The sequence below is a fragment of the Bacillus sp. XB1 genome (genome assembly GCF_053557995.1).
Genome location: NZ_JBNRIL010000001.1, coordinates 1769513 through 1790418, shown reverse-complemented (window position 1 = coordinate 1790418; position 20906 = coordinate 1769513). Strand labels below are relative to the sequence as shown.

Sequence of the window (20906 nt, the reverse complement as noted above, 5' to 3'; positions counted from 1 at the left end):
TTATAACATGTATCGTGTATAACGAGATTAGCTCGTGGACCTCCAGTATACATAGCATTATTGTATATTAAAAAATTGGAGGCTATAAGTAGATGAGAACTGAAAAAGAAATGTTAGATTTAATTATAAATACAGCAATAGAGGATGAAAGAATTCGAGCTGTCATCATGAATGGATCGCGTGTAAATCCAAATGTGAAAAGAGATTGTTTTCAAGACTATGATATTATGTATGTTGTAAATGATATACAATCTTTTACGTCTAATCATAATTGGATTCATAGATTTGGAGAAATAATGATTGTACAAATGCCAGAAGAAATGTCGTTAGTTCCACCAGATGAAGATGGGAAGTTTCCATATTTAATGCAGTTCATGGATGGGAATCGGATTGATTTAACGCTAGTTCCAGTTGAGTTAATAAAAAAGTTCGTTGGACAAGATAGTTTAAGTAAACTGCTTCTTGATAAAGATAATTGTCTGGAAGAATTCCCGCCAGCAAGCGATAAAGATTACTTAGTAAAAAAGCCTACAGAAAAAGAGTTTTTAGATTGCTGTAATGAATTTTGGTGGTGTAGTACGAATATCGCAAAAGGGTTATGGAGAGAGGAGCTTTCTTATGCAAAAGGAATGCTTGAAGGACCAGTGCGAGATATGTTCATCGTAATGCTAGAATGGTATATTGGTATGAAAACAGACTTTACAGTTAATACAGGGAAGTTTGGAAAGCATTTTGAGCAATATATTGAAGAAGATATGTGGGAGCAATTTAAAAGAACATTTTCTAATGCAGAATATGAAAACATATGGGATTCATTCTTTGTCATGGGTGATTTATTTAGGGAAGTGGCGAACGAAATTGCTAACACGTATGAATATCAATATCCGCAAGATGATGATGATAAAGTGACGAACTATTTAAAACATGTGAAAGCTTTGCCGAAAGATAGTACATCGATTTATTAATAATATAAAGCAGCAAGACTGTCCTAATTAAGGACAGTCTTATTTTTTGTTTATGAATAACAATTTCTCTAACAAAGTGCAGATGAATCACATATGAAACTTTAGGGAGGTTTTTATTATGTATTATTTTTATTCGCCACAAATGTTTGCCCCATATCATTGGGGACTAGAACGAGATGTTTCATACGCCTATATGCCATATGACTCATTTTATTATGGAGACTATATAAGTTCATTGCCATACGTATATACCCCTCAAAACTATGAAGTACAAATGAAAGCAGATGATCGTGGATCGTGGACACCATTTTCATGGGTCGAAAAATATGCGTACGCATTTTCCGGACCGTACAATAAAGCGGAAGTAGCTCTTACATTTGATGATGGACCAGATTTAGAATTTACGCCAAAAATTTTAGATAAGTTAAAACAACATAATGTAAAAGCGACTTTCTTCTTACTTGGTGAAAACGCAGAAAAATTTCCGAACGTAGTAAAGCGTATTGCGAATGAAGGGCATGTAATTGGTAATCATACGTATAGTCATCCGAACTTAGCGAAAGTAAATGAGGATGAGTACCGTAATCAAATTATAAAAACGGAAGAAATATTAAATCGTTTAGCTGGTTATGCACCGAAGTTTATACGTCCACCATACGGTGAAATACTTGAAAATCAATTAAAATGGGCCACGGAGCAAAATTTTATGATTGTACAGTGGAGTGTTGATACGGTTGATTGGAAAGGTGTGAGTGCTGATACGATTACAAATAATGTGTTAGGGAATTCATTTCCTGGAAGTGTCATCCTCCAACATTCAACACCAGGTGGGCATTTACAAGGATCTGTAGATGCACTAGACAAAATCATTCCGCAGTTAAAAACGAAAGGGGCACGTTTTGTAACACTTCCAAGTATGTTCCAGACATCAAAAGAAAGAAAGTGAATGTGTTATGAATTGGGAAAATAAGGTTTATGTCGTATAATGAAAGTGTAAGTTAGGGGGGATATAATTGATTTATGCACTAGTAAACATAGGAATAAGCATATTGATTAGTATTATTTTTATATTTGCGGCAATTATTCTTCAAAAGAATCCACCGACCGATATTAATGCGGCATATGGTTATCGTACGAAACGATCTATGAAAAATAAGGAATTATGGGGTGCGGGTAACAGGTATAGTGCAGAAGTGATGAAGCAAAATGGATTCATCATGATGTTAATTGGAAGTGTTATTAGTATACTGTTTAGATACTCCCATACAACGTTAGCTATAATGATCTTTATGCTAGTACTAATCATTCGCTTATTCATACGAGTAGAGAAAAGATTGAAGGCACTTGAGCAATAATGAAAAATAGGACTCCACGCAATATAATGCTAGGAGTCCTATTTTATTTATAAACTATTATTTTCTAGTAAGTCTTTTCCTTGTTCAACAACAAATTCATAGTATGCAAGATCATATGGATAAATATCATCAAAAGTTATCGTTATCGGTTTATTGCTCAAAACAGAAGTAGCTGTAAAAGATGAAATTTCACCATTTAATAGCTGTAGAAAAGAAGTTGCATGTACTTTCATCACATCGTCTACTTCTTCACCTGGTGCGAATGGAAGTGGATTGATGACATTGTGAAAATACATATGACAAAATTCACGATCAGTAAGATTTGAAATTTCATAATCTATTTTAAAGATTCCTTTGTATACTAAATCAGTAGTTTGAAAGGAAAGCCCCAATTCTTCTTCGATTTCACGAAGACCACCAATTTGTACATCTTCATCATGCATAATATGTCCAGCTGAAGTAATATCCCATATAAGTGGAGCTTCTTTTTTATTTTTAGAGCGTAATTGGAAATATAAGAATATATCTTTAGCATCTTTTTCTACAAACCAACAATGAAATGTTTCGTGCCAATCACCGTCACGATGCACTTCATCGCGTAATTTCTTCCCAAGTGTATTTCTTTCAGAATCAAATATTGTTAACCACTCTGTCATTTTAATTCCCCTTTCTGCAAATTTTATTATACAATATTCGTATTGAATTTTGGGAAAATAAAGAAAAAGGGGCGATTATAAGTGGAGATAGAGCGTATGGAAATAAAATCGATTATTTCAACAGAGGAAGAGTTACGGAAAATATTGGGGAAACCAAGTGAGCGAGCATTGAAAAAAGTTATTTCATCATTAGACCACCATTGTGTAGATTTCCTTTCTAAATCTCCTTTTCTAGTATTATCTACTGCAAATAAGTTGGGGGAGTGTGACGCCTCGCCGAGAGGAGACGCACCTGGATTTGTATACGTACTCAATAATAATAAAATTATCATTCCAGAAAGGCCAGGAAATCGTCGTATAGACTCCATTTTGAATATTATTTCAAATCCACGTGTAGGACTAATCTTTTTTATTCCAGGTCTTGGGGAGACACTTAGAATAAATGGCCGAGCGTATATTACAAACGATGAAGAAATTTTGAAAGAAATGCAGGCGAATGGACGTAATCCGTTGCTTGGAATTGTTGTTGAAATAGAAGAGTGTTACATTCATTGTGCAAAAGCGTTTATTCGTTCGAAGATATGGGATCCAGAATCTTGGTTACATAAAAAAGAGTTACCTTCAGCAGCAAAAATGTTGTTAGAGCATGCGAAAGTGAATGCTTCAGAAGAAGATGTTGCACGTTCTTTAGAAGAAAGTTATACAAAAAGATTGTATTAAAAATTTTATTGATATAATTTTGTAAGGTGAGTATGTACGGGTTTTAGAATGGGGATTTATCCCGCATTAACGGGCAGTAACACCCCTACCTCAAAATTCAGCGAAAGCAAAGAAGTTAGGTGGGGATCAACTGCCCGTAAAAGCCCGATTGGTGAAGGCTAATAATCAGTGGGGATGAACAAAATCCCCACTGATTAAAGTTTCACTTTATATATGAACCGTTGATTTATAAACTGGAGAAATGACAAAATAGGTAAATTGAGTGGCAGTTGCATAATGCTATTGTGAAATATAATAAAAAATTATTTTGAAAATAGTTAGTAAAAATAGGCTTGCTTTTTAAAAATTTGATAACTATAATAAGTTAACAAATAGACATGAACGAAAAAGTAATGATAAGGACACGAAATCATTTTTACGGTTTACAGAGAGGGAAGCCAAGGGTGTGAGCTTCCTAACACGAGAAATGATTTTACCACCTTTGAACTTCAATAGTGAACGAGTAATCTAGTAATTATTGGCGGTATCAGCCGTTATCTGAACTTGAGCAATCTAGAAGGAGATACGTCTAGATTGGAACAAGGGTGGAACCACGAAAACACATTCGTCCCTTTCCTAGGGATGAGTGTGTTTTTTATGGTATAAGAGATTGAAAATTTAAAATAATTAAAAAATAGTATTGATTTTGTTTTTTATGCGAGTATAATGAGTTAACAAATAAACATGAACGAAAAAGTAACGATAAGGACACGAAATCATTTTTACGGTTTACAGAGAGGGAAGCCAAGGGTGTGAGCTTCCTAACACGAGAAATGATTTTACCACCTTTGAACTTCAATAGTGAACGAGTAATCTAGTAATTATTGGCGGTATCAGCCGTTATCTGAACTTGAGCAATCTAGGAGGAAATACGTCTAGATTGGAACAAGGGTGGAACCACGAAAACACATTCGTCCCTTTCCTAGGGATGGGTGTGTTTTTTTACTTTGAAAGGAGGTGCGGTAATATGAAACGATTTATAAGTACGGAAATAACCACCACCTGCATGACAAAAAAGCAGAGTAAGGTGATTTATAGATGTAATAATTAAACTTTTAGGAGGAGATTAGAAGATGAATAACGTTATAAATGTTGGGGTATTAGGTTTAGGTACGGTCGGAAGTGGTGTTGTTCATATTTTGAAAGAACATTATAAAAAAATCGCACTTGATACAGGATACGAAGTGAAAGTGAAAACAGTCGTTGTACGTGATTTGGAAAAAGAACGCGATGTTTGTATTGACGGGATTGCAGTAACAAGTCATGCAGATGAAGTTCTAAATGATTCAAATATTGATATTGTAGTAGAGGTAATGGGCGGAATTGAAGAAGCAAAACAGCATATTGTTAAGGCTTTACGAAATAAAAAACATGTCGTAACAGCAAATAAAGATTTAATGGCTGTATATGGTGCAGAGCTTCTTCAACTGGCGAACGATAATGATTGTGATTTATGTTACGAAGCGAGTGTAGCGGGCGGTATTCCAGTGTTAAGAGGACTAACTGATGGGCTAGCATCAGATCAAATTGAAAAAATAATGGGAATTGTAAATGGTACAACAAATTATATGTTAACAAAAATGAGTCAAAATGGATGGTCTTATGAAGAGGCTTTACAGGAAGCACAAAAATTAGGCTTTGCAGAATCGGATCCGACAGCAGATGTAGATGGACTAGATGCGGCGAGAAAGGTAGCAATTCTTGCAAACTTAGGTTTTTCGATGAATGTTTCATTAGATGATGTGCAAGTAAGAGGGATTCGAAAGGTCGAAAAAGAAGATTTACAAATGGCTGACAAGTTAGGATTTACTATGAAGTTAATTGGTAAGGCTGAAAAACAAGGACCAGCCATTCATTTAAGTGTAGAACCGACGCTTTTACCGAGCCAGCATCCATTATCAAATGTGAATAATGAATTTAATGCGGTGTATGTCCATGGCCAAGCGGTAGGAGAAGTGATGTTTTATGGACCCGGAGCTGGGAAGTTACCGACTGGTTCTGCTGTAGTAAGTGATATTATTTCAATCGTTAAAAATATGAATCAAGTTCCGAAAAATAAAAGTGCGTTAAAAGAACCAGTTCCTTATGAATTACAAGGTGATGAAGAAGTAGTTTCGAAATATTTCTTACGCATTTCATTACAAGATGAGCCTGGGATGTTACAAAAAATAACAGAATGTTTCGTTAATTATTCTGTAAGTTTAAAAGAGGTTATTCAATTACCTTTAAACCGTGAACTGGCAGAAGTCGTTGTTGTGACACATCGAACTTCCAAGTATCAATTTGAACGAGTTTTAGAAGCGATAGAAGCTGTCGCAAGTGAAATAAACAGTTACTACATTATTGAGGAGGAAAAACAATATGTATAAAGGACTATTAAAACAATATGCGTCTTATTTACCGGTGAATGAAAATACACCTGATGTCAGCTTAATGGAAGGAAACACACCACTTATTCCATTATTAAATATATCAAAACAATTAGGGATTCAGCTATATGGTAAGTACGAAGGAGCGAATCCGACAGGTTCTTTTAAAGATCGTGGTATGGTCATGGCAGTTGCTAAGGCGAAAGAAGAAGGTTCAGAAGCAATCATTTGTGCATCAACAGGTAATACATCAGCATCAGCTGCAGCATATGCGGCACGTCTTGGGATGAAATGCATTATCGTAATACCGGAAGGAAAGATTGCACATGGAAAATTAGCGCAAGCGGTCGCTTATGGAGCTGAAATTATTTCAATAGAAGGGAATTTCGATGATGCGCTTAAGGCTGTAAGAAATATTGCTGCAGAAGAGCCGATTACGTTAGTAAACTCAGTAAATCCTTATCGAATTGAAGGGCAAAAAACAGCAGCGTTTGAAATTTGTGACCAATTGCAAAATGCACCAGATGTTCTAGCTATCCCTGTTGGGAATGCAGGGAATATTACAGCGTATTGGAAAGGCTTCTGTGAATATGAGAAAGAAAAAGGTTATAAAAAGCCAAGAATTCATGGCTTTGAAGCGGAAGGAGCAGCTGCAATTGTAAAAGGGCATGTAATTGAAGAGCCTGAAACAATTGCAACAGCGATTCGCATCGGTAACCCAGCAAGTTGGGCGTATGCAGTAGAGGCTGCCGAGCAGTCTCGTGGTGAAATAGATATGGTATCAGATGAAGAAATTTTACATGCGTATAGGTTATTAGCAAAAACTGAAGGAGTTTTCGCTGAACCAGGATCAAATGCTTCATTAGCCGGCGTAATTAAACATGTTCAATCTGGGAAAATCAAAAAGGGAGAAACAGTTGTTGCGGTATTAACTGGAAATGGTTTGAAGGATCCTGATATCGCTATTTCTTCAAATCAACTAGACATCGCAAGTGTGTCAAATGATATAGAACAAATTAAAGATCATATTAAAGGGGTGATTATGTCGTGATACCATTTAGCGTTCGTGTCCCTGCTAGTACGGCGAATGTTGGTCCTGGATTTGATTCAGTTGGAATAGCTTTGTCATTGTATTTAGGTGTGGTGGTTAAAGAAAAAGCTGATAAATGGCAAGTAATCCATTCCTTTGAAGAATCAATTCCGACAGACGATAAAAATTTAATCGTTAGCACGGCATGTAAAGTATGTCCTTCTATATCACCCCATATAATAGAAGTTACTAGTAATATCCCATTAACGAGAGGGCTAGGAAGTAGTGCATCAGCGATTGTAGCTGGGATAGAGCTTGCGAATCAACTAGGCAATTTGAACTTAACTGCTGATCAAAAAGTTCAAATTGCTACAAATTTTGAAGGACATCCTGATAATGTTGCTGCTTCTATATTAGGTGGAACTGTAATTGGAGCACTTGATGGAAAGGATGTTTCCGTCGTAAGAATTGAGAGCAAGGAATTGGGTGTAATTTCTCTCATTCCGAATGCAGAATTAAATACAGATGAAAGTCGATCTGTATTACCAAAGATGTTTCCGTTTCATGAGGCAGTTAAAGCTAGTGCGATAAGTAACGTATTAGTAGCTGCATTATGTCAAAAGCGGTGGGAAGTTGTAGGTGAAATGATGGAGAGAGACCATTTTCACGAACCATATCGTTTAGAACTCGTACCATTATTACCATCTATTCGTAAATGCGCAAAAGAATTTGGTGCGTACGGCACAGCACTTAGTGGTGCGGGGCCATCTATTTTTATATTAACGCCATATGAGAAGCGTCAAGAAATCGCTGAGCAATTAGCGAGAGTATTTACAGATATGAAAGTATGTGAGCTTGAAATCGACCATAAAGGTATTATTGTAAATAAGGAAGAGCATATTGGATCGTAAAGAAAGCTGGCATGGCTAGCTTTCTTTACGTTGCAAACCTATTTTAAATTAGGTTTTTTCGGAAAAATATAAAACAAATGTTGATTTTGAATAATGTAAGTAAAGAGTGCATTCATTTTGGAGGTGATTAAATGAATAAAGAGTCACCAGAAGAAAAAAGAGAGCGTATGAGACAAAGTGAATTAAAAAGTAATCCTACGGGTTCTTTACGTGACGGACTCAATAGAGCGGAAACGGGTAGTCCAGTTGATATAGCAGGCGGTATGAATTGGAAAGGTACAGGAATAATCATTTTAGTACTACTTTTAGGATACATTGTATACACTTATTTTTTCAGTTGAAGAATGCTTGTTAAAATTTTGATTTGTTTAGTTTCATAATTGTTGAGAAAAAATGTAGTTACTGTATTACATATCTTCTAAGCGAATTATAGTTGTTCATATCAACTTTTAATACTCCAAACAGAGCTAGCAAAATGCTAGCTCTATTCTTTTTTGCCACATTCCTGTAACAAAGCATCTGTATATTCATTGGTGGAGGTGCAGAGGATGAAAAAAACGATAGCGATATGTCTTCTTACAACTATGTCGTTTTCGACTTTAGTCGGTTGTGACGTAAAAGGTAGTAATGCTGTACAAGAGTCTAAAATAAAGAAAGCGACGTATAAAGATTTTACTTATGATGTAAATCCAGAAACATTCACATTAACTGTAGAACATGAGGGGGCAAAGGAACAGGCATCACAACCCCTACCGAAAATGAAGGTATCGAATGTAAAAAAAGAAAAGGATCGTACATCGTGGGAATATCCAGATCAAAAAGTAAAAATAAAATTAGAAAAGAAAAAAGACCACTTAAACATTGAAGTGGAATCGACTGGTGCAGAAAGCTTTACATGGCCGAAAGTAGAAGCTGAAAATTATACACTTCCGTTATGGGAGGGTAAGCAAATTCCGAGCAATGATGAGAATTGGAAGAAGTTTTTAAAGGATGATGCATATTCATTTGCTGAATCATTTTCTATGAAGTTTTTCGCATTAAATGGTTCGAAATATTCAATTGTATATATTGCAACGAATATGTTTAATAATGAATTGAAATTTCATTCGGATCCGAAAATAGGATTTGATTTTACACATGAATTTCCGAGCATAAATAAAAATAAAACATATGGATTTCAATTATATGTGACAAATAATGATGCGGTAAGCATTGCTAAACTGTATAAGGATGATATTGTTCGAAAAGGTGAATTTAAAACATTACAAGAAAAGGCTAGAAAAAATAAAGAAATCGAAAAGTTATATGGAGCGGCGCATTTTTATTTTTGGAATCAAAATGGTTTATTAGAAAATAATATAAATTGGCCAAAACTAAGGGAGCAAATAAATAGCCCGCTGTTTAGTCATATAAAAGAACTTATTCAAAAGAATAGTTCCGAGCCTGGGGAACTGAATGTATTGGATCAAGTAAGTAAACAAGATTTCATTGATAAGTATCAAAAAAATGTTATTTTACGTTATATAAACGAAGTATTATCGATGAAGGAATTTTATAAAGAGGATATTTTTCAAAACGTTAATCAGGAAGCTAGTGTGCTATTAAAGAAAGGTGTAGGTCACTTAACGAATACAGAATTGTATAGCTTAAATAAGCATTTATTAAAGTCGCTACTTGGTGATGCGGTTGAAGAGGTAAGTAAATGGGGTAATGCAGATGGAACGGATATATTAAAGGAAATGAAAGAGGCAGGAATAGAAAAAGCGTGGATTGGTCTGCCGAACTGGGAACAAGGATTTATGCAACCTAATTTCGTAACAAAAGCTAAGGAAATGGGGTATTTAGTTGGTCCGTATGATTCGTATCATTCCATTCACGAAAAAAGTGATAAAAATTGGAACACAGCATCCTTTAATGACCCGTCATTATACGAAGAGGCTACTGTAACGAAGAAAAACGGAGAAAAGGTGCAAGGCTTTTTAGGAAGAGGTCGCAAGTTAAACCCGACTTTATCGCTGCCTAGTGTAAAGGAACGCATGAATGATATATTACAAAATGGTCCTAAATATAATTCATGGTTTATTGATTGTGATGCGACAGGTGAAATTTACGATGACTATTCAGCGAAACATATAACGACGCAAGAGCAAGATTTAAAAGCACGTTTAAAACGAATGGACTACATTGCGCAAGAAAAGGGTATGGTCGTTGGTTCTGAAGGCGGAAATGATTTTGCTAGTAGTACGATTGCATTTGCACATGGAATTGAAACACCTGTTATTAAATGGGACGATGAAGATATGCGGAAAAATAAAACAAGTCCGTATTATGTCGGTGGATATTGGTCACCAAATCAAAATGTGCCTGAAAAATATGCAAAACAAGTACCATTGAAAGAAGAATATAAACAAGTATATTTAAACCCAGTATATTCGGTACCATTATATAAATTAGTATACAATGATTCCGTTATTACAACACATCATTGGGAATGGGGAAGTTTAAAGGCAAAAGATGAAGTTGGAAATCGAATGCTGTCTGAATTATTGTATAATGTTCCTCCGTTGTACCATTTAGATGAAGTAGAGTGGAATAAGCATAAAAAAGAAATTACAGAGCATCTAAAAGTTTGGAATGAAGTTCATGAAAAAGCAGTAAAAGAAGAGATGACGAATTTTGCGTATTTGTCAGAAGATAAGCTAGTACAATCTGTTTCTTATGGAAAAGATATTAAAATCATTGTGAACTTCTCAAATGAAGACATGGAAGTAGAAAAAACAAAAATAAAAGCAAAGTCGGCTTACATTGATAATCAGGGGAAGAAAAGCGTGTATACGCCGTTTGAGAAATAATAACGTCAAATATACTGTATTCATAGAGATTTTATAATTAGCTGGATTCTTTATTCATATCGTTTGTTAAGAAAAAGACATCCTAATTTAAAATGAAAGAGTTAATAAATTTGTAAATTCATATGTTGCGAAGTGTTAAATTTTTGAAATTGGTAAATAGTGACTTGCCAAAAATAAGTACGAGAGTATAATGTGAAATGGAATACGTATTGGGTTTAAGTAGTAACCTTACAAAATTGTAAGGTTAGTGAAAGGAAATTCAATATGAAGATAAATAGACTTACATTATACTTGGTAAAGAGAAAGAGAGGCGAATGGGTATGAGCTCTGAATTAGAACAAAATACGAGAAGTAATAAAAAGCGTTCTAAAAGAAAGTCAATAAAATGGTTCATATTAATTCCATTTTTCCTACTTATTTTTGGAGGAGTAGGATATGGTTCGTTTATATATAATAAAGCAAAAGCTGTTGTAAATGATGCGTATGCAAAAATTGATAAGTCATCAAAGCGTGATAAAGAAGTCGAACCTTTAAAGGATAATATTTCAATATTAATCATGGGTGTAGATGGAAGTGAAATGAGAAAAAGCCAATATGGCGAAGCAGTTCGAACAGATGCACTTTTATTAGCAACAATTAATAAAGATGATAAGTCTGTTAAGCTAGTAAGTATTCCACGTGATTCACGTGTTTACATTCCAACTAGAAAAAAATTAGATAAAATTACTCATGCTCACGTATTTGGTGGCGTAGAAAGCACACGCGATACGGTGGAAAGATTTTTGAATGTACCTGTTGATTATTATGTGAAGTTTAACTTTGAATCATTCGTACAAATTGTCGATTCAATTGGTGGTATTGATATTGATGTACCAGTTACTTTCACTGAACAAGATAGTAAAGACCAAGCTGGTATGATCCATTTAGAAAAAGGTTACCAACATTTAAATGGAGAACAAGCTCTTGCACTTGCAAGAACGCGTAAAATTGATAGTGACGCAATGCGTGGACAGAGACAGCAACTTGTAATAGAAGCAATTGCTAAAAAAGCGATGTCTGTTCAATCAATTAGCAAAATGGGCTCTTTACTAGATGCGGTTGATAAAAACATGAAAACGAACTTAACATTTGACGATATGCTTGCTATTACAAAAAATATGGCAGGATCTAATTTGGAAATGGAAAAAATGCAAATAGAAGGTACAGATAAACGTATCGGTGGTATTTATTATTACATTCCAAATGAAAAAAATGTAAAAGATATTTCCAAAAAATTAAATGATCATTTAGGTGTAACGCCAAAATCAGTCCGAAACGAATAATAAAAAAAGATTGGCTTTTGCCAATCTTTTTTTTTGGAATGTATTTGTAACTTTTCTGTAACGATTTTTTAGTTTAGAAAAATTATACTCATATGTATGAGTATAATGGATAGGTAAAAAAGTAAAAGGACATATTCAAAATTTGTGGTAAGGAAAGATATCATATGCAGAAATGGTTAAGCATGATGGGAATTATCTTTATATTGACTGGATGTAAAATGTCTGAAGCTCCAACAAGTCTAATGGAAGCTCCTACAAATGAAAAATGGATTAATGAATTAAAGGAAGAAATTGATAAAGATTTACCTGTTAATTATCGCTTACTTACTCCAATGTCTAACAAAGATAAACAGATGATTTGGTCAATGAATTTTAAACAAGATAATAAGAAGGAAGCCATCTTATTTTATAAATTGCCGAATGAAGATCATAGCGTATATTTAGCCGTATATGAAGAAATCGGAAATGGCTGGAGAATAAAGTCCACACATAAATTTGATGGAGGAGATGTAGATATCGTTGAAGTCGGTGATTTTACAGGGAACGGGAAGAGAGAGTTGTTAATCGGAATCTCTGTAAATCGTGAATCGTTAGAACATGTTATGTATGTTTTTTCGGAAGAAAATGAAGAGATGAAGGAAATATATAATCGAAGTTATACGAAGTTATTCATAGAGGATCTAAATGAAAATGGACTGAAAGATATAAGCCTTGTTACATTTGAAAAAGATGAGAAGCTGACAGTTGAGTTCATGGAACAATTTAAGACTTTATCTGAAGTGTCATACGATCCATTTATAAATAGTATTCAAAGAATACAAATGGGTCGTATATCTAAATCACTAAAGGCGGTAGTAATTGATGCAGGAGTTGGCGCTCATTCAGGTATAACTTATGTAGCAAAATTTGATCAGGATCATTATGAAGTATTACCTATAGATGGGAAAGAAGATTTATTTAATGAATATGTTGTAGAAAGTAAAGATGTTAATGAAGACGGCATTATTGAATTTGTTCGTACTGTACGTCCAAAAGGTTGGGAGGATAAATCACATGGCGATAGTCCGCTTTTTGAACGTTACATACAGTGGAGTGAATCTGGAATTAAACCAATTGAAGAACGATATATAGATATAGAAAAAGGGTATTATGTGAAAATTCCTAAAGAGTTAATAGGGAAAATTACAATACCAGATCAGCAAAAAGAATCAAATTCTCAAAAGTTTTTGGATACAAGAACAAATAAAATATGGCTTGAAGTTCATATTTTTAAGCGGAAAGAATGGTTCAATATAAAAGGCTACAGCGCAGCAATTAAAACGGCTTCTCACGTATATGCAGTACCGAAGCAATCGGAATTTGAAAAAGTGAAAGCATATATAAAACCGCTAGCGGATTATCAACAAGAGTAGGAGGTGGGAATTATGTCAAAAATTTTAGTTTTAGAAGATGAATTAACGATCCGTAGCTTTATTGTTTTAAATTTAAAACGTGCTGGATTTTATGTAATAGAAGCTACTACTGGAGAAGAAGCGTTACAGATTTTGAGTGAACAAACTGTTGATATAGCACTGCTGGATGTTATGTTACCGGGAATTGATGGTTTAGAAGTTTGTAAGGCTATCAGGAAAGAAAATGAAAAAATAGGTATTATTATGTTAACCGCACGTGTACAAGATGAAGATAAGGTGCAAGGACTAGGAATAGGGGCAGATGATTATATTGCAAAACCGTTTAGTCCAGTAGTATTAACTGCACGTATACAGTCTTTATTAAGAAGAATAGAAGTACATGAAGAAAAAACGAATATTGTTACGTCAGGTCCATTTTCGTTAAATATTATAGAAGAAAGATTGTATAAAGATGGACAATTAGTCGATTTAACACCTACAGAGTATATGATATTACAGTATTTAATGAATCAGGCTTCAAAGCCAGTTTCGCGTGATGAAATTTTAAATATGATTTGGGGAACCAATTACGTAGGCGAGACGAAAGTAGTAGATGTAAATATGAGACGGTTACGTCAAAAGATAGAATGTAATCCATCAGAACCTGAATTTATTCTTACGGTGTGGGGAAAAGGATATGTGTGGAAGGAAAGTATGAGATGAAACGGAAAGTGACTTTATATTTTATGACAGTCATTACACTTATGCTTGTATTATTTGAAGTTGTATTTTCAGTCTCAATTTATCGATACTATTATAATGGTATTGTGCAATATATAGAGTCTCATGCGAAAACGAGTACACGTTTTTTTTCAGAATACAATTCACTATACTTTATTCGATTACAAGAATATAGTGGTGACATAATTAGTAGCTTTCAATTAGAAGGAACAGAATTACAGTTAATTGATCGTCACGGCTCGGTTATACAATCTTCAAGTGGTGAAAAGGTAGAAGGTAAAGTGAATATTCCACAATCATTATTAGAAGGTGAAATGTATAATCAAGTTACTACGAAAGGTAATAAAAAACAACTAGAGGTGCTAAGCCCACTTATACATCAAGGACAAACTATTGGTGTTTTAAAATATACGACTGTTTTAACAAATGTAAATAAAAAGATTATTGAAATTATTACGTTTACTATTTCTGTAGGTATTGTTATTTCGGGAGTCGCCTTCTTAATTAGTAGACGTTTGGCAAATTCATTTGTTGAGCCAATTGAATCCATTATTCAAGCCTCTTCACAAATTGCAGAAGGCACATTAAAGCAAAAAATTAAAGAAGATTATCCTGGAGAATTAGGTGAATTGGCACATAGTTTAAATTATATGGCCTATAAAATAGATAAGGCTGAGCAGATGAAAAATGAATTCATTGCTTCTATTTCGCACGAAATACGAACGCCTTTAACAGGAATTAAAGGTTGGAGTGAGACGTTAAAAACAGTAGATTATTTAACAGAAGAAGAAATAAAGCAAGGTATGGGCATTATTTCAGGTGAGACAGATAGATTGATTCATTTAGTAGAAGAATTGCTAGATTTTTCAAGATTACAATCAAATCATTTTAATTTATATAAACAAAAGGTGCAGTTGTACGATATACTAGAGGAGACGATTTGGCAATTAACTCCTAAATCGGAAGAGAAGGAAATTCAATTTATTACTACCATAGACCGAATTGAATTGATGGGAGATCGAAATAGGTTAAAGCAAGTTTTCTTGAATATTGTTCAAAATGCAATTAAGTATTCACATAAAAAAAGTACAATACACATTGAAGCGACTAAAATAGAAGGACAAGCAGTGATTAAGGTAAGAGACGAAGGGATTGGAATTGCTAAAGAACATTTACCATATATTGAGCAATCATTTTACCAAATTAATAATCATGCTGCAGGTGCAGGTATTGGTTTAGCTATCGTTAAAAAAATGGTAGAGCTTCATGGTGGTGTGTTTAGTGTTACAAGCAAAGAAGGAATAGGAACAACAATTTTGATAAAACTCCCATTATAATACAAATAAAATCTATTTATATGGTGAAATAAAAATAAATAGATGTATAATTATATTGGGCGATTTATATATAAGATTAATAGGGAGAGGAATTCGATAGAATGGAAAAAGCTTTAAAAATTAAACAAATAGTAGTCGTTTTAATAGCGATTGCCGCAGTAGCTATTGGGTATTACATGTTCCAATCAATTACTTCACCAGCAAAAGCTGTTGCGAAACAAGAAAATGTAGTGCAGCTTGCAAGTGAACAGCCGAAAGTTGAAATGAATAAAACGGCACCAAGTCGTTTTAATGGAAAAGAAAGAAAAGTTGCTTATCTTACATTTGACGATGGGCCAGGGAAATATACGGCTGAATTATTAAATACGCTAAAACAACATGATGCGAAGGCGACGTTCTTTTTAATTGGAGCGAATGTAAAAGAATTTCCTGATTTAGTGAAACGTGAAAATGCTGAGGGTCATTATGTAGGCATGCATAGTATGACACATAATTTCGCAAAGTTATATAAAAATGGCGAGTATGTAAATGAGATGAAAGAAGATCAAGGTTTAATCGCTAATATTATTGGGAAATCACCTAAATTAACACGTCCTCCATATGGTTCGATGCCTGGATTAAATGAAGGTCTTCGAAATAAAGTGGTAGAAGGCGGATTTAAAGTATGGGATTGGACAATTGATTCATTAGATTGGAGATACAATAAAATGCCAGTTGATGCAGCTGCAGCACAAATTGCTCAAAATGTATTAACAAACGCAACAAAACCACAAGAAGTAATTTTAATGCATGATATTCACCCGCAATCAGTTGCTGCTGTGCCAGCAATTTTAAAGGGGCTAAAAGAAAAAGGTTATGAGTTCGAAGCTTATCATGAAGAAAGTCACTTCCCAGTGAACTTCTGGCATGATAACCGTATGTAATGGAGGAATGAACGTTGAAGTATGGAAAAGTAGCAGTAGTTGGAGCATTATCAGTAGGACTTTTAACAGGTTGTTTCGGTGAAAAGCCAGAAGAAAATCTATATACAGCTTTTGAAACAGCAGCAACACAAGAAAAATCTTTAGTGGATGAAGCAAAAAAATTAGAGCAGTTAGAGAAACAAGGCCAAGAATTATATTCTCAAATTTTGCAAGAAGGCAAAGATCATAATGAAGCAGTTGTGAAGAAACTAGAGCAAGCTACTGCAAATGTAGATGATCGTGAAAAAGTATTGAAAAATGAAAAAGAAATGCTAGAAAAAGCTCAGAAAGAAACAAAATCTGTACAAGGAAATATAGAGAAGCTTGAAGATAAAAAGTTACAAAAACAAGCAAAAGCAGTAGAAGAGTCGTATAAGAATCGTTATGATGCATTCCAAAAGATGAATGAAAATTACACGAAAGTGTTAGCGACTGAAAAAGAACTGTATGAAAAATTAAAAGTAAAAGAAACGAAATTAAAAGAAATCGGTGAAAAAGTTAAAACTGTTAATGAATTAAATGTGGAAGCACAAAAGTCGAAAGAGCAGTTTAACAAATTTACAAAAGAGTATAATGACAGTAAATTAGCATTCTACAAAGATGCAGAAATTAAGATTAAAGATCAGAAATAAAGAAGAATCTAAAGTGTAATAAAAAGCCGGAGAAACATCGTTATAAATGTTTTTTCGGTTTTTTACGTTAAATGAATAGAAAAGACTGGAATTGATATCATAAAAGAGTTATAGTGAGTTATTCTAAGGGAAACATTGTAAAGTAAGGAGAATGGGAATATGTCATATGAATTTTTACTCAAATTAGGTTTAGCACTCTTTTTAGGATTATTCATCGGGATAGATAGGCAGCTAAAGAATAAACCACTTGGTGTGAAAACAAGTATGGTTATTTCTGTAGCAAGTTGTTTAATTACGATGGTTTCAATTGAATCTGTGCATGTATATTCTGTTCCAGGACATACAAATATGGATCCGATGCGACTGGCCGCTCAAATTGTTAGTGGAATTGGTTTTCTTGGCGCAGGTGTCATTTTACGAAGAAGTAATGACGTTATTTCTGGATTAACAACAGCTTCTATGGTGTGGGCTGCTTCAGCTTTAGGAATCGCAATTGGTGCAGGATTTTATTTACAAGCGACAGTTGCTATGGTTTTAATTATTTTAGCGATTAATGTACTTCCGCAACTTGTGAAAATTGCAGGACCGTATTCATTAAGACAAAAGGATTTATCTATAAAAATTACTGTTAAAGAGCATCATGAGTTAGATGGTATATTTAAGCAAATTAAAAATTTAGGCATGCATGTGAAACGCGTGAAAATTAAAGATATAGATAGTGGAGCATTTCAGCAACTGGAGATGGTTATTTTAGCTCCAGAAGATTTATATACAACAGAGTTATATAGTTCCCTGAAAGAGATTGATCGAGTAGTTTCAGTTGAAGTGGAAAGTAGATAATTGTGATAAAAAAGAGTGAAGTGAATTCACTCTTTTTTATTTGGATTTTTAAGGAATGAAATTGATATAATGATGAGTAATAAGGGGGGGAGAAATGATGGGAATACATATTAGAAGAGCAATAAAGGATGATATACAAGGTATAGCAAAGGTGCATGTTGATAGTTGGAAGACAGCGTATAAAGGGATATTTGCTGAAGAAATTCTAGATAATATAGCATATGAGAAACGAGAAAAACAATGGGAAGATATTTTTCAAAAAGAAGGTAATCATCAATTTAGATTTGTAGCAGAGAATTTAAATGGAGAAATAGTTGGATTCATCGATGGGGGAGTAGAAAGAACTGGTACATATAATTGTGATGGAGAATTATATGCAATCTACCTTTTACAACAGTATCAAGGAATGAAAATAGGACAAAAGTTATTTCAAGCTTTATTATCGGATTGTATAAACAATGATATGCAATCACTTTTAGTTTGGGTTGTTACGAATAATCCTTCTAAAAAGTTTTATGAAAAATTTAACCCTGAAAAAATTGATACGAAATTTTTAGAGAGAGTAAGGGTAGAAGAAACAGCGTATTGTTGGAGAGATTTGAATTTGTTATACAAAAAGTTATATAGATTTGCTTAAATAATATTATTATGTAAACTTTATGTTTGAAAGAGGTATACCAATTAAGGTATACCTCTTTTGTTTAACCATTTTGGATAGATTACTAATGAAAAATAATAAGTATGTAGTTTGAAACTGAGTATTTTTTTCTTGTATTTTTAACTAGATTAAAGAAAAGAGAGAAAACAAGAAAAATTAAATCAGATAAAAAAATTCTGAAATATACTCTTGAATTGAATATCATTATCAATTAGAATCATAATTGATAACGACATTCAATTATCGTTTATTATATAAAATTTCGATAGCTTTAATATAAAGAGGAGGACCAACATGCAGCTTGCGAAACAAATCGCAGAACATGCAACATTACAAAGCTTTTTAAACTGTTATTTAAGAGAAACAGGGAGTGGAGAATGGATTACAGAGGATGAAAGAATGAAAAGTATCTTCAGTAATACGTTGAATAGAGATACAGTCCCCACATATTTATGTTGTCGGCTATCGGCACAGAACGTTACTTTGTATGGAGAAGTTATATATAAATCACCAACAGATCGCCATTTGTTTGGAGAACAATTTTATTATCAAATTGGAGATAGTAATTCTGTTATTACAGCAGATTACGTTACAGTTATTACGTTTTTAATAAAAGAGATGTCGATCAACTACGGAGAAGGAACGAATCCTGCGGAACTTATGCTTCGAGTTATCCGTAGTTGTCAAAATATTGAGGAATTTACAAAAGAGAGAATAGAAGATACATCCGCATTATACGGTTTCCATACAACTTTTATAGAAGCGGAGCAGTCTTTATTATTTGGGCATTTAACTCATCCTACACCAAAGAGTAGACAGGGGATATTGGATTGGAAAAGTGCAATGTATTCTCCAGAATTAAAAGGGGAATGTCAGCTTCATTATTTTCGGGCACATAAAAGTATAGTAAATGAAAAATCATTATTATCAGATTCTACAACAACGATTATAAAAGAAGAATTAAGTAATGATGAGATGGTTAGTAAGGAATTTATAGCGAAGTACTGTAAGGAAGATCAATATGCATTAATTCCAATTCATCCGCTTCAGGCAGAATGGCTCTTGCATCAAGCTTACGTACAAGATTGGATAATTCAAGAATTGCTTGAGTATATTGGTCCTGTAGGTAAGTATTATATGGCAACATCATCACTAAGGACGCTATATCATCCCAATTCGAAGTATATGCTTAAGTTTTCATTTCCGGTGAAAGTAACGAATTCAATGCGTATTAATAAACTGAAAGAACTTGAGAGTGGTCTTGAAGGGAAGGAAATGTTAAATACGGCTATTGGTGAAGTACGAGAAAGATTTCCAGGATTTGATTTTATTTGTGATCCAGCCTTTATTACATTAAATTATGGAACACAAGAATCTGGATTTGAAGTGATTATTCGTGAGAATCCTTTTTATAGCGAACATGCAAACGACGCAACATTAATTGCTGGGCTAGTTCAAGACGCTATACCTGGGGAGCGTACGCGGTTATCGAATATTATTCATCGCCTAGCAGATTTAGAAAGTAAAAGCTGTGAAGAAGTAAGCTTAGAGTGGTTTAGACGATATATGAATATTTCTTTAAAGCCAATGGTATGGATGTATTTACAGTATGGTGTTGCATTAGAAGCTCATCAGCAAAATAGCGTTGTTCAGCTAAAAGATGGTTATCCGGTCAAATATTATTTCCGTGATAATCAAGGATTTTATTTCTGTAATTCAATGAAAGAGATGCTTAATAATGAATTAGCTGGTATTGGAGAACGTACTGGAAATTTATATGACGACTATATTGTGGATGAGAGATTTCGTTACTACTTAATTTTCAATCATATGTTTGGCCTCATTAATGGTTTTGGCACAGCAGGATTAATTAAGGAGGAAATTCTTCTCTCGGAATTAAGGTCTGTACTTGAATCATTTCTTCCATATAACCGGGAACCTTCTACATTTTTAAGAGAATTATTGGACGAAGATAAGTTAGCGTGTAAAGCAAATTTACTAACGAGATTTTTCGATGTCGATGAGTTAAGTAATCCATTGGAGCAAGCTATTTATGTGCAAGTACATAATCCACTCGTTAGAGAAGTGGCTGTTCGTTCATAAATAACGTTAAAATTTCATGTAAT

Annotated in this window: 19 protein-coding genes and 2 other annotated features; of the genes, 18 read left to right on the top strand and 1 reads right to left on the bottom strand. The window is 33.8% G+C overall.

Annotation, left to right across the window (positions count from 1 at the left end; translation table 11 throughout):
• Nucleotides 1-92 precede the first annotated feature (92 nt).
• The 3 genes from ACK1U5_RS09085 to ACK1U5_RS09075 all read left to right on the top strand — a co-directional run bounded on the left by ACK1U5_RS09085 (nt 93) and on the right by ACK1U5_RS09075 (nt 2320).
• On the top strand, nt 93-965 hold the full coding sequence (locus tag ACK1U5_RS09085; protein WP_001258503.1) for an aminoglycoside 6-adenylyltransferase: 873 nt from the start codon (nt 93-95) through the stop codon (nt 963-965).
• A gap of 118 nt (nt 966-1083) precedes the next feature.
• On the top strand, nt 1084-1911 hold the full coding sequence (locus ACK1U5_RS09080) for a peptidoglycan-N-acetylglucosamine deacetylase (RefSeq protein ID WP_000291215.1): 828 nt from the start codon (nt 1084-1086) through the stop codon (nt 1909-1911).
• A 70-nt stretch (nt 1912-1981) separates the two neighbouring features.
• On the top strand, nt 1982-2320 hold the full coding sequence (locus ACK1U5_RS09075) for an SdpI family protein (RefSeq protein WP_025966230.1): 339 nt from the start codon (nt 1982-1984) through the stop codon (nt 2318-2320).
• Nucleotides 2321-2367: 47 nt separating this feature from the next.
• Here the strand turns inward: ACK1U5_RS09075 and ACK1U5_RS09070 are convergent, their stop codons facing one another.
• On the bottom strand, nt 2368-2976 hold the full coding sequence (locus tag ACK1U5_RS09070) for an NUDIX hydrolase (protein WP_000141384.1): 609 nt from the start codon (nt 2974-2976) through the stop codon (nt 2368-2370).
• 81 nt (nt 2977-3057) lie between these two features.
• On the opposite strand from ACK1U5_RS09070, the gene ACK1U5_RS09065 reads away from it, so the two are divergent.
• From ACK1U5_RS09065 to ACK1U5_RS08995, 15 genes are all read left to right on the top strand, one after another.
• On the top strand, nt 3058-3696 hold the full coding sequence (locus ACK1U5_RS09065; RefSeq protein ID WP_000402130.1) for a pyridoxamine 5'-phosphate oxidase family protein: 639 nt from the start codon (nt 3058-3060) through the stop codon (nt 3694-3696).
• Nucleotides 3697-4079: 383 nt separating this feature from the next.
• Nucleotides 4080-4311, top strand: a binding site (T-box leader).
• A 114-nt stretch (nt 4312-4425) separates the two neighbouring features.
• Nucleotides 4426-4657, top strand: a binding site (T-box leader).
• Between the two features lie 151 nt (nt 4658-4808).
• The gene (locus tag ACK1U5_RS09060; protein ID WP_001066897.1) at nt 4809-6104 is read left to right on the top strand and encodes a homoserine dehydrogenase; all 1296 of its coding nucleotides are present in this window, start codon (nt 4809-4811) and stop codon (nt 6102-6104) included.
• Nucleotides 6097-7155, top strand: coding sequence for a threonine synthase (thrC, locus tag ACK1U5_RS09055; protein ID WP_000276433.1), 1059 nt, complete (start codon nt 6097-6099; stop codon nt 7153-7155). The genes ACK1U5_RS09060 and thrC overlap by 8 nt, the downstream gene beginning before the upstream one ends.
• Nucleotides 7152-8045 (top strand): homoserine kinase, encoded by an 894-nt coding sequence (gene thrB, locus ACK1U5_RS09050; protein WP_000612105.1) that lies wholly within the window; start codon nt 7152-7154, stop codon nt 8043-8045. The genes thrC and thrB overlap by 4 nt, the downstream gene beginning before the upstream one ends.
• Before the next feature lie 131 nt (nt 8046-8176).
• Nucleotides 8177-8386, top strand: a complete 210-nt coding sequence (locus ACK1U5_RS09045; RefSeq protein WP_001031483.1) for a DUF6366 family protein — start codon at nt 8177-8179, stop codon at nt 8384-8386.
• Nucleotides 8387-8593: 207 nt separating this feature from the next.
• Complete coding sequence (locus tag ACK1U5_RS09040; RefSeq protein ID WP_000750825.1) at nt 8594-10897, top strand: glycoside hydrolase; 2304 nt, start codon at nt 8594-8596, stop codon at nt 10895-10897.
• A gap of 320 nt (nt 10898-11217) precedes the next feature.
• Nucleotides 11218-12219 carry an LCP family protein gene (locus ACK1U5_RS09035; RefSeq protein WP_001987131.1) on the top strand — a complete coding sequence of 334 codons (1002 nt, stop codon included), beginning with the start codon at nt 11218-11220 and terminating at the stop codon, nt 12217-12219.
• 164 nt (nt 12220-12383) lie between these two features.
• Nucleotides 12384-13631, top strand: a complete 1248-nt coding sequence (locus ACK1U5_RS09030) for a hypothetical protein (RefSeq protein ID WP_044584364.1) — start codon at nt 12384-12386, stop codon at nt 13629-13631.
• Nucleotides 13632-13643: 12 nt separating this feature from the next.
• Nucleotides 13644-14333 carry a response regulator transcription factor gene (locus ACK1U5_RS09025; RefSeq protein ID WP_044584365.1) on the top strand — a complete coding sequence of 230 codons (690 nt, stop codon included), beginning with the start codon at nt 13644-13646 and terminating at the stop codon, nt 14331-14333.
• Nucleotides 14330-15688, top strand: a complete 1359-nt coding sequence (locus tag ACK1U5_RS09020) for a sensor histidine kinase (RefSeq protein ID WP_044585073.1) — start codon at nt 14330-14332, stop codon at nt 15686-15688. Before ACK1U5_RS09025 ends, ACK1U5_RS09020 begins: the two co-directional genes overlap by 4 nt.
• A 101-nt stretch (nt 15689-15789) precedes the next feature.
• Nucleotides 15790-16611: a peptidoglycan-N-acetylglucosamine deacetylase gene (locus ACK1U5_RS09015; RefSeq protein ID WP_000409484.1), complete on the top strand. Its 822-nt coding sequence runs from the start codon at nt 15790-15792 to the stop codon at nt 16609-16611.
• Between the two features lie 14 nt (nt 16612-16625).
• Entirely contained in the window at nt 16626-17282 is a 657-nt protein-coding gene (locus tag ACK1U5_RS09010) for a YkyA family protein (protein WP_000873574.1), read from the top strand.
• 159 nt (nt 17283-17441) lie between these two features.
• Nucleotides 17442-18122 carry an MgtC/SapB family protein gene (locus tag ACK1U5_RS09005; RefSeq protein WP_000119510.1) on the top strand — a complete coding sequence of 227 codons (681 nt, stop codon included), beginning with the start codon at nt 17442-17444 and terminating at the stop codon, nt 18120-18122.
• Nucleotides 18123-18216: 94 nt separating this feature from the next.
• Entirely contained in the window at nt 18217-18759 is a 543-nt protein-coding gene (locus tag ACK1U5_RS09000) for a GNAT family N-acetyltransferase (RefSeq protein ID WP_043328419.1), read from the top strand.
• A gap of 315 nt (nt 18760-19074) precedes the next feature.
• Nucleotides 19075-20883 (top strand): IucA/IucC family protein, encoded by a 1809-nt coding sequence (locus tag ACK1U5_RS08995; RefSeq protein WP_044584366.1) that lies wholly within the window; start codon nt 19075-19077, stop codon nt 20881-20883.
• Nucleotides 20884-20906: the final 23 nt, after the last annotated feature.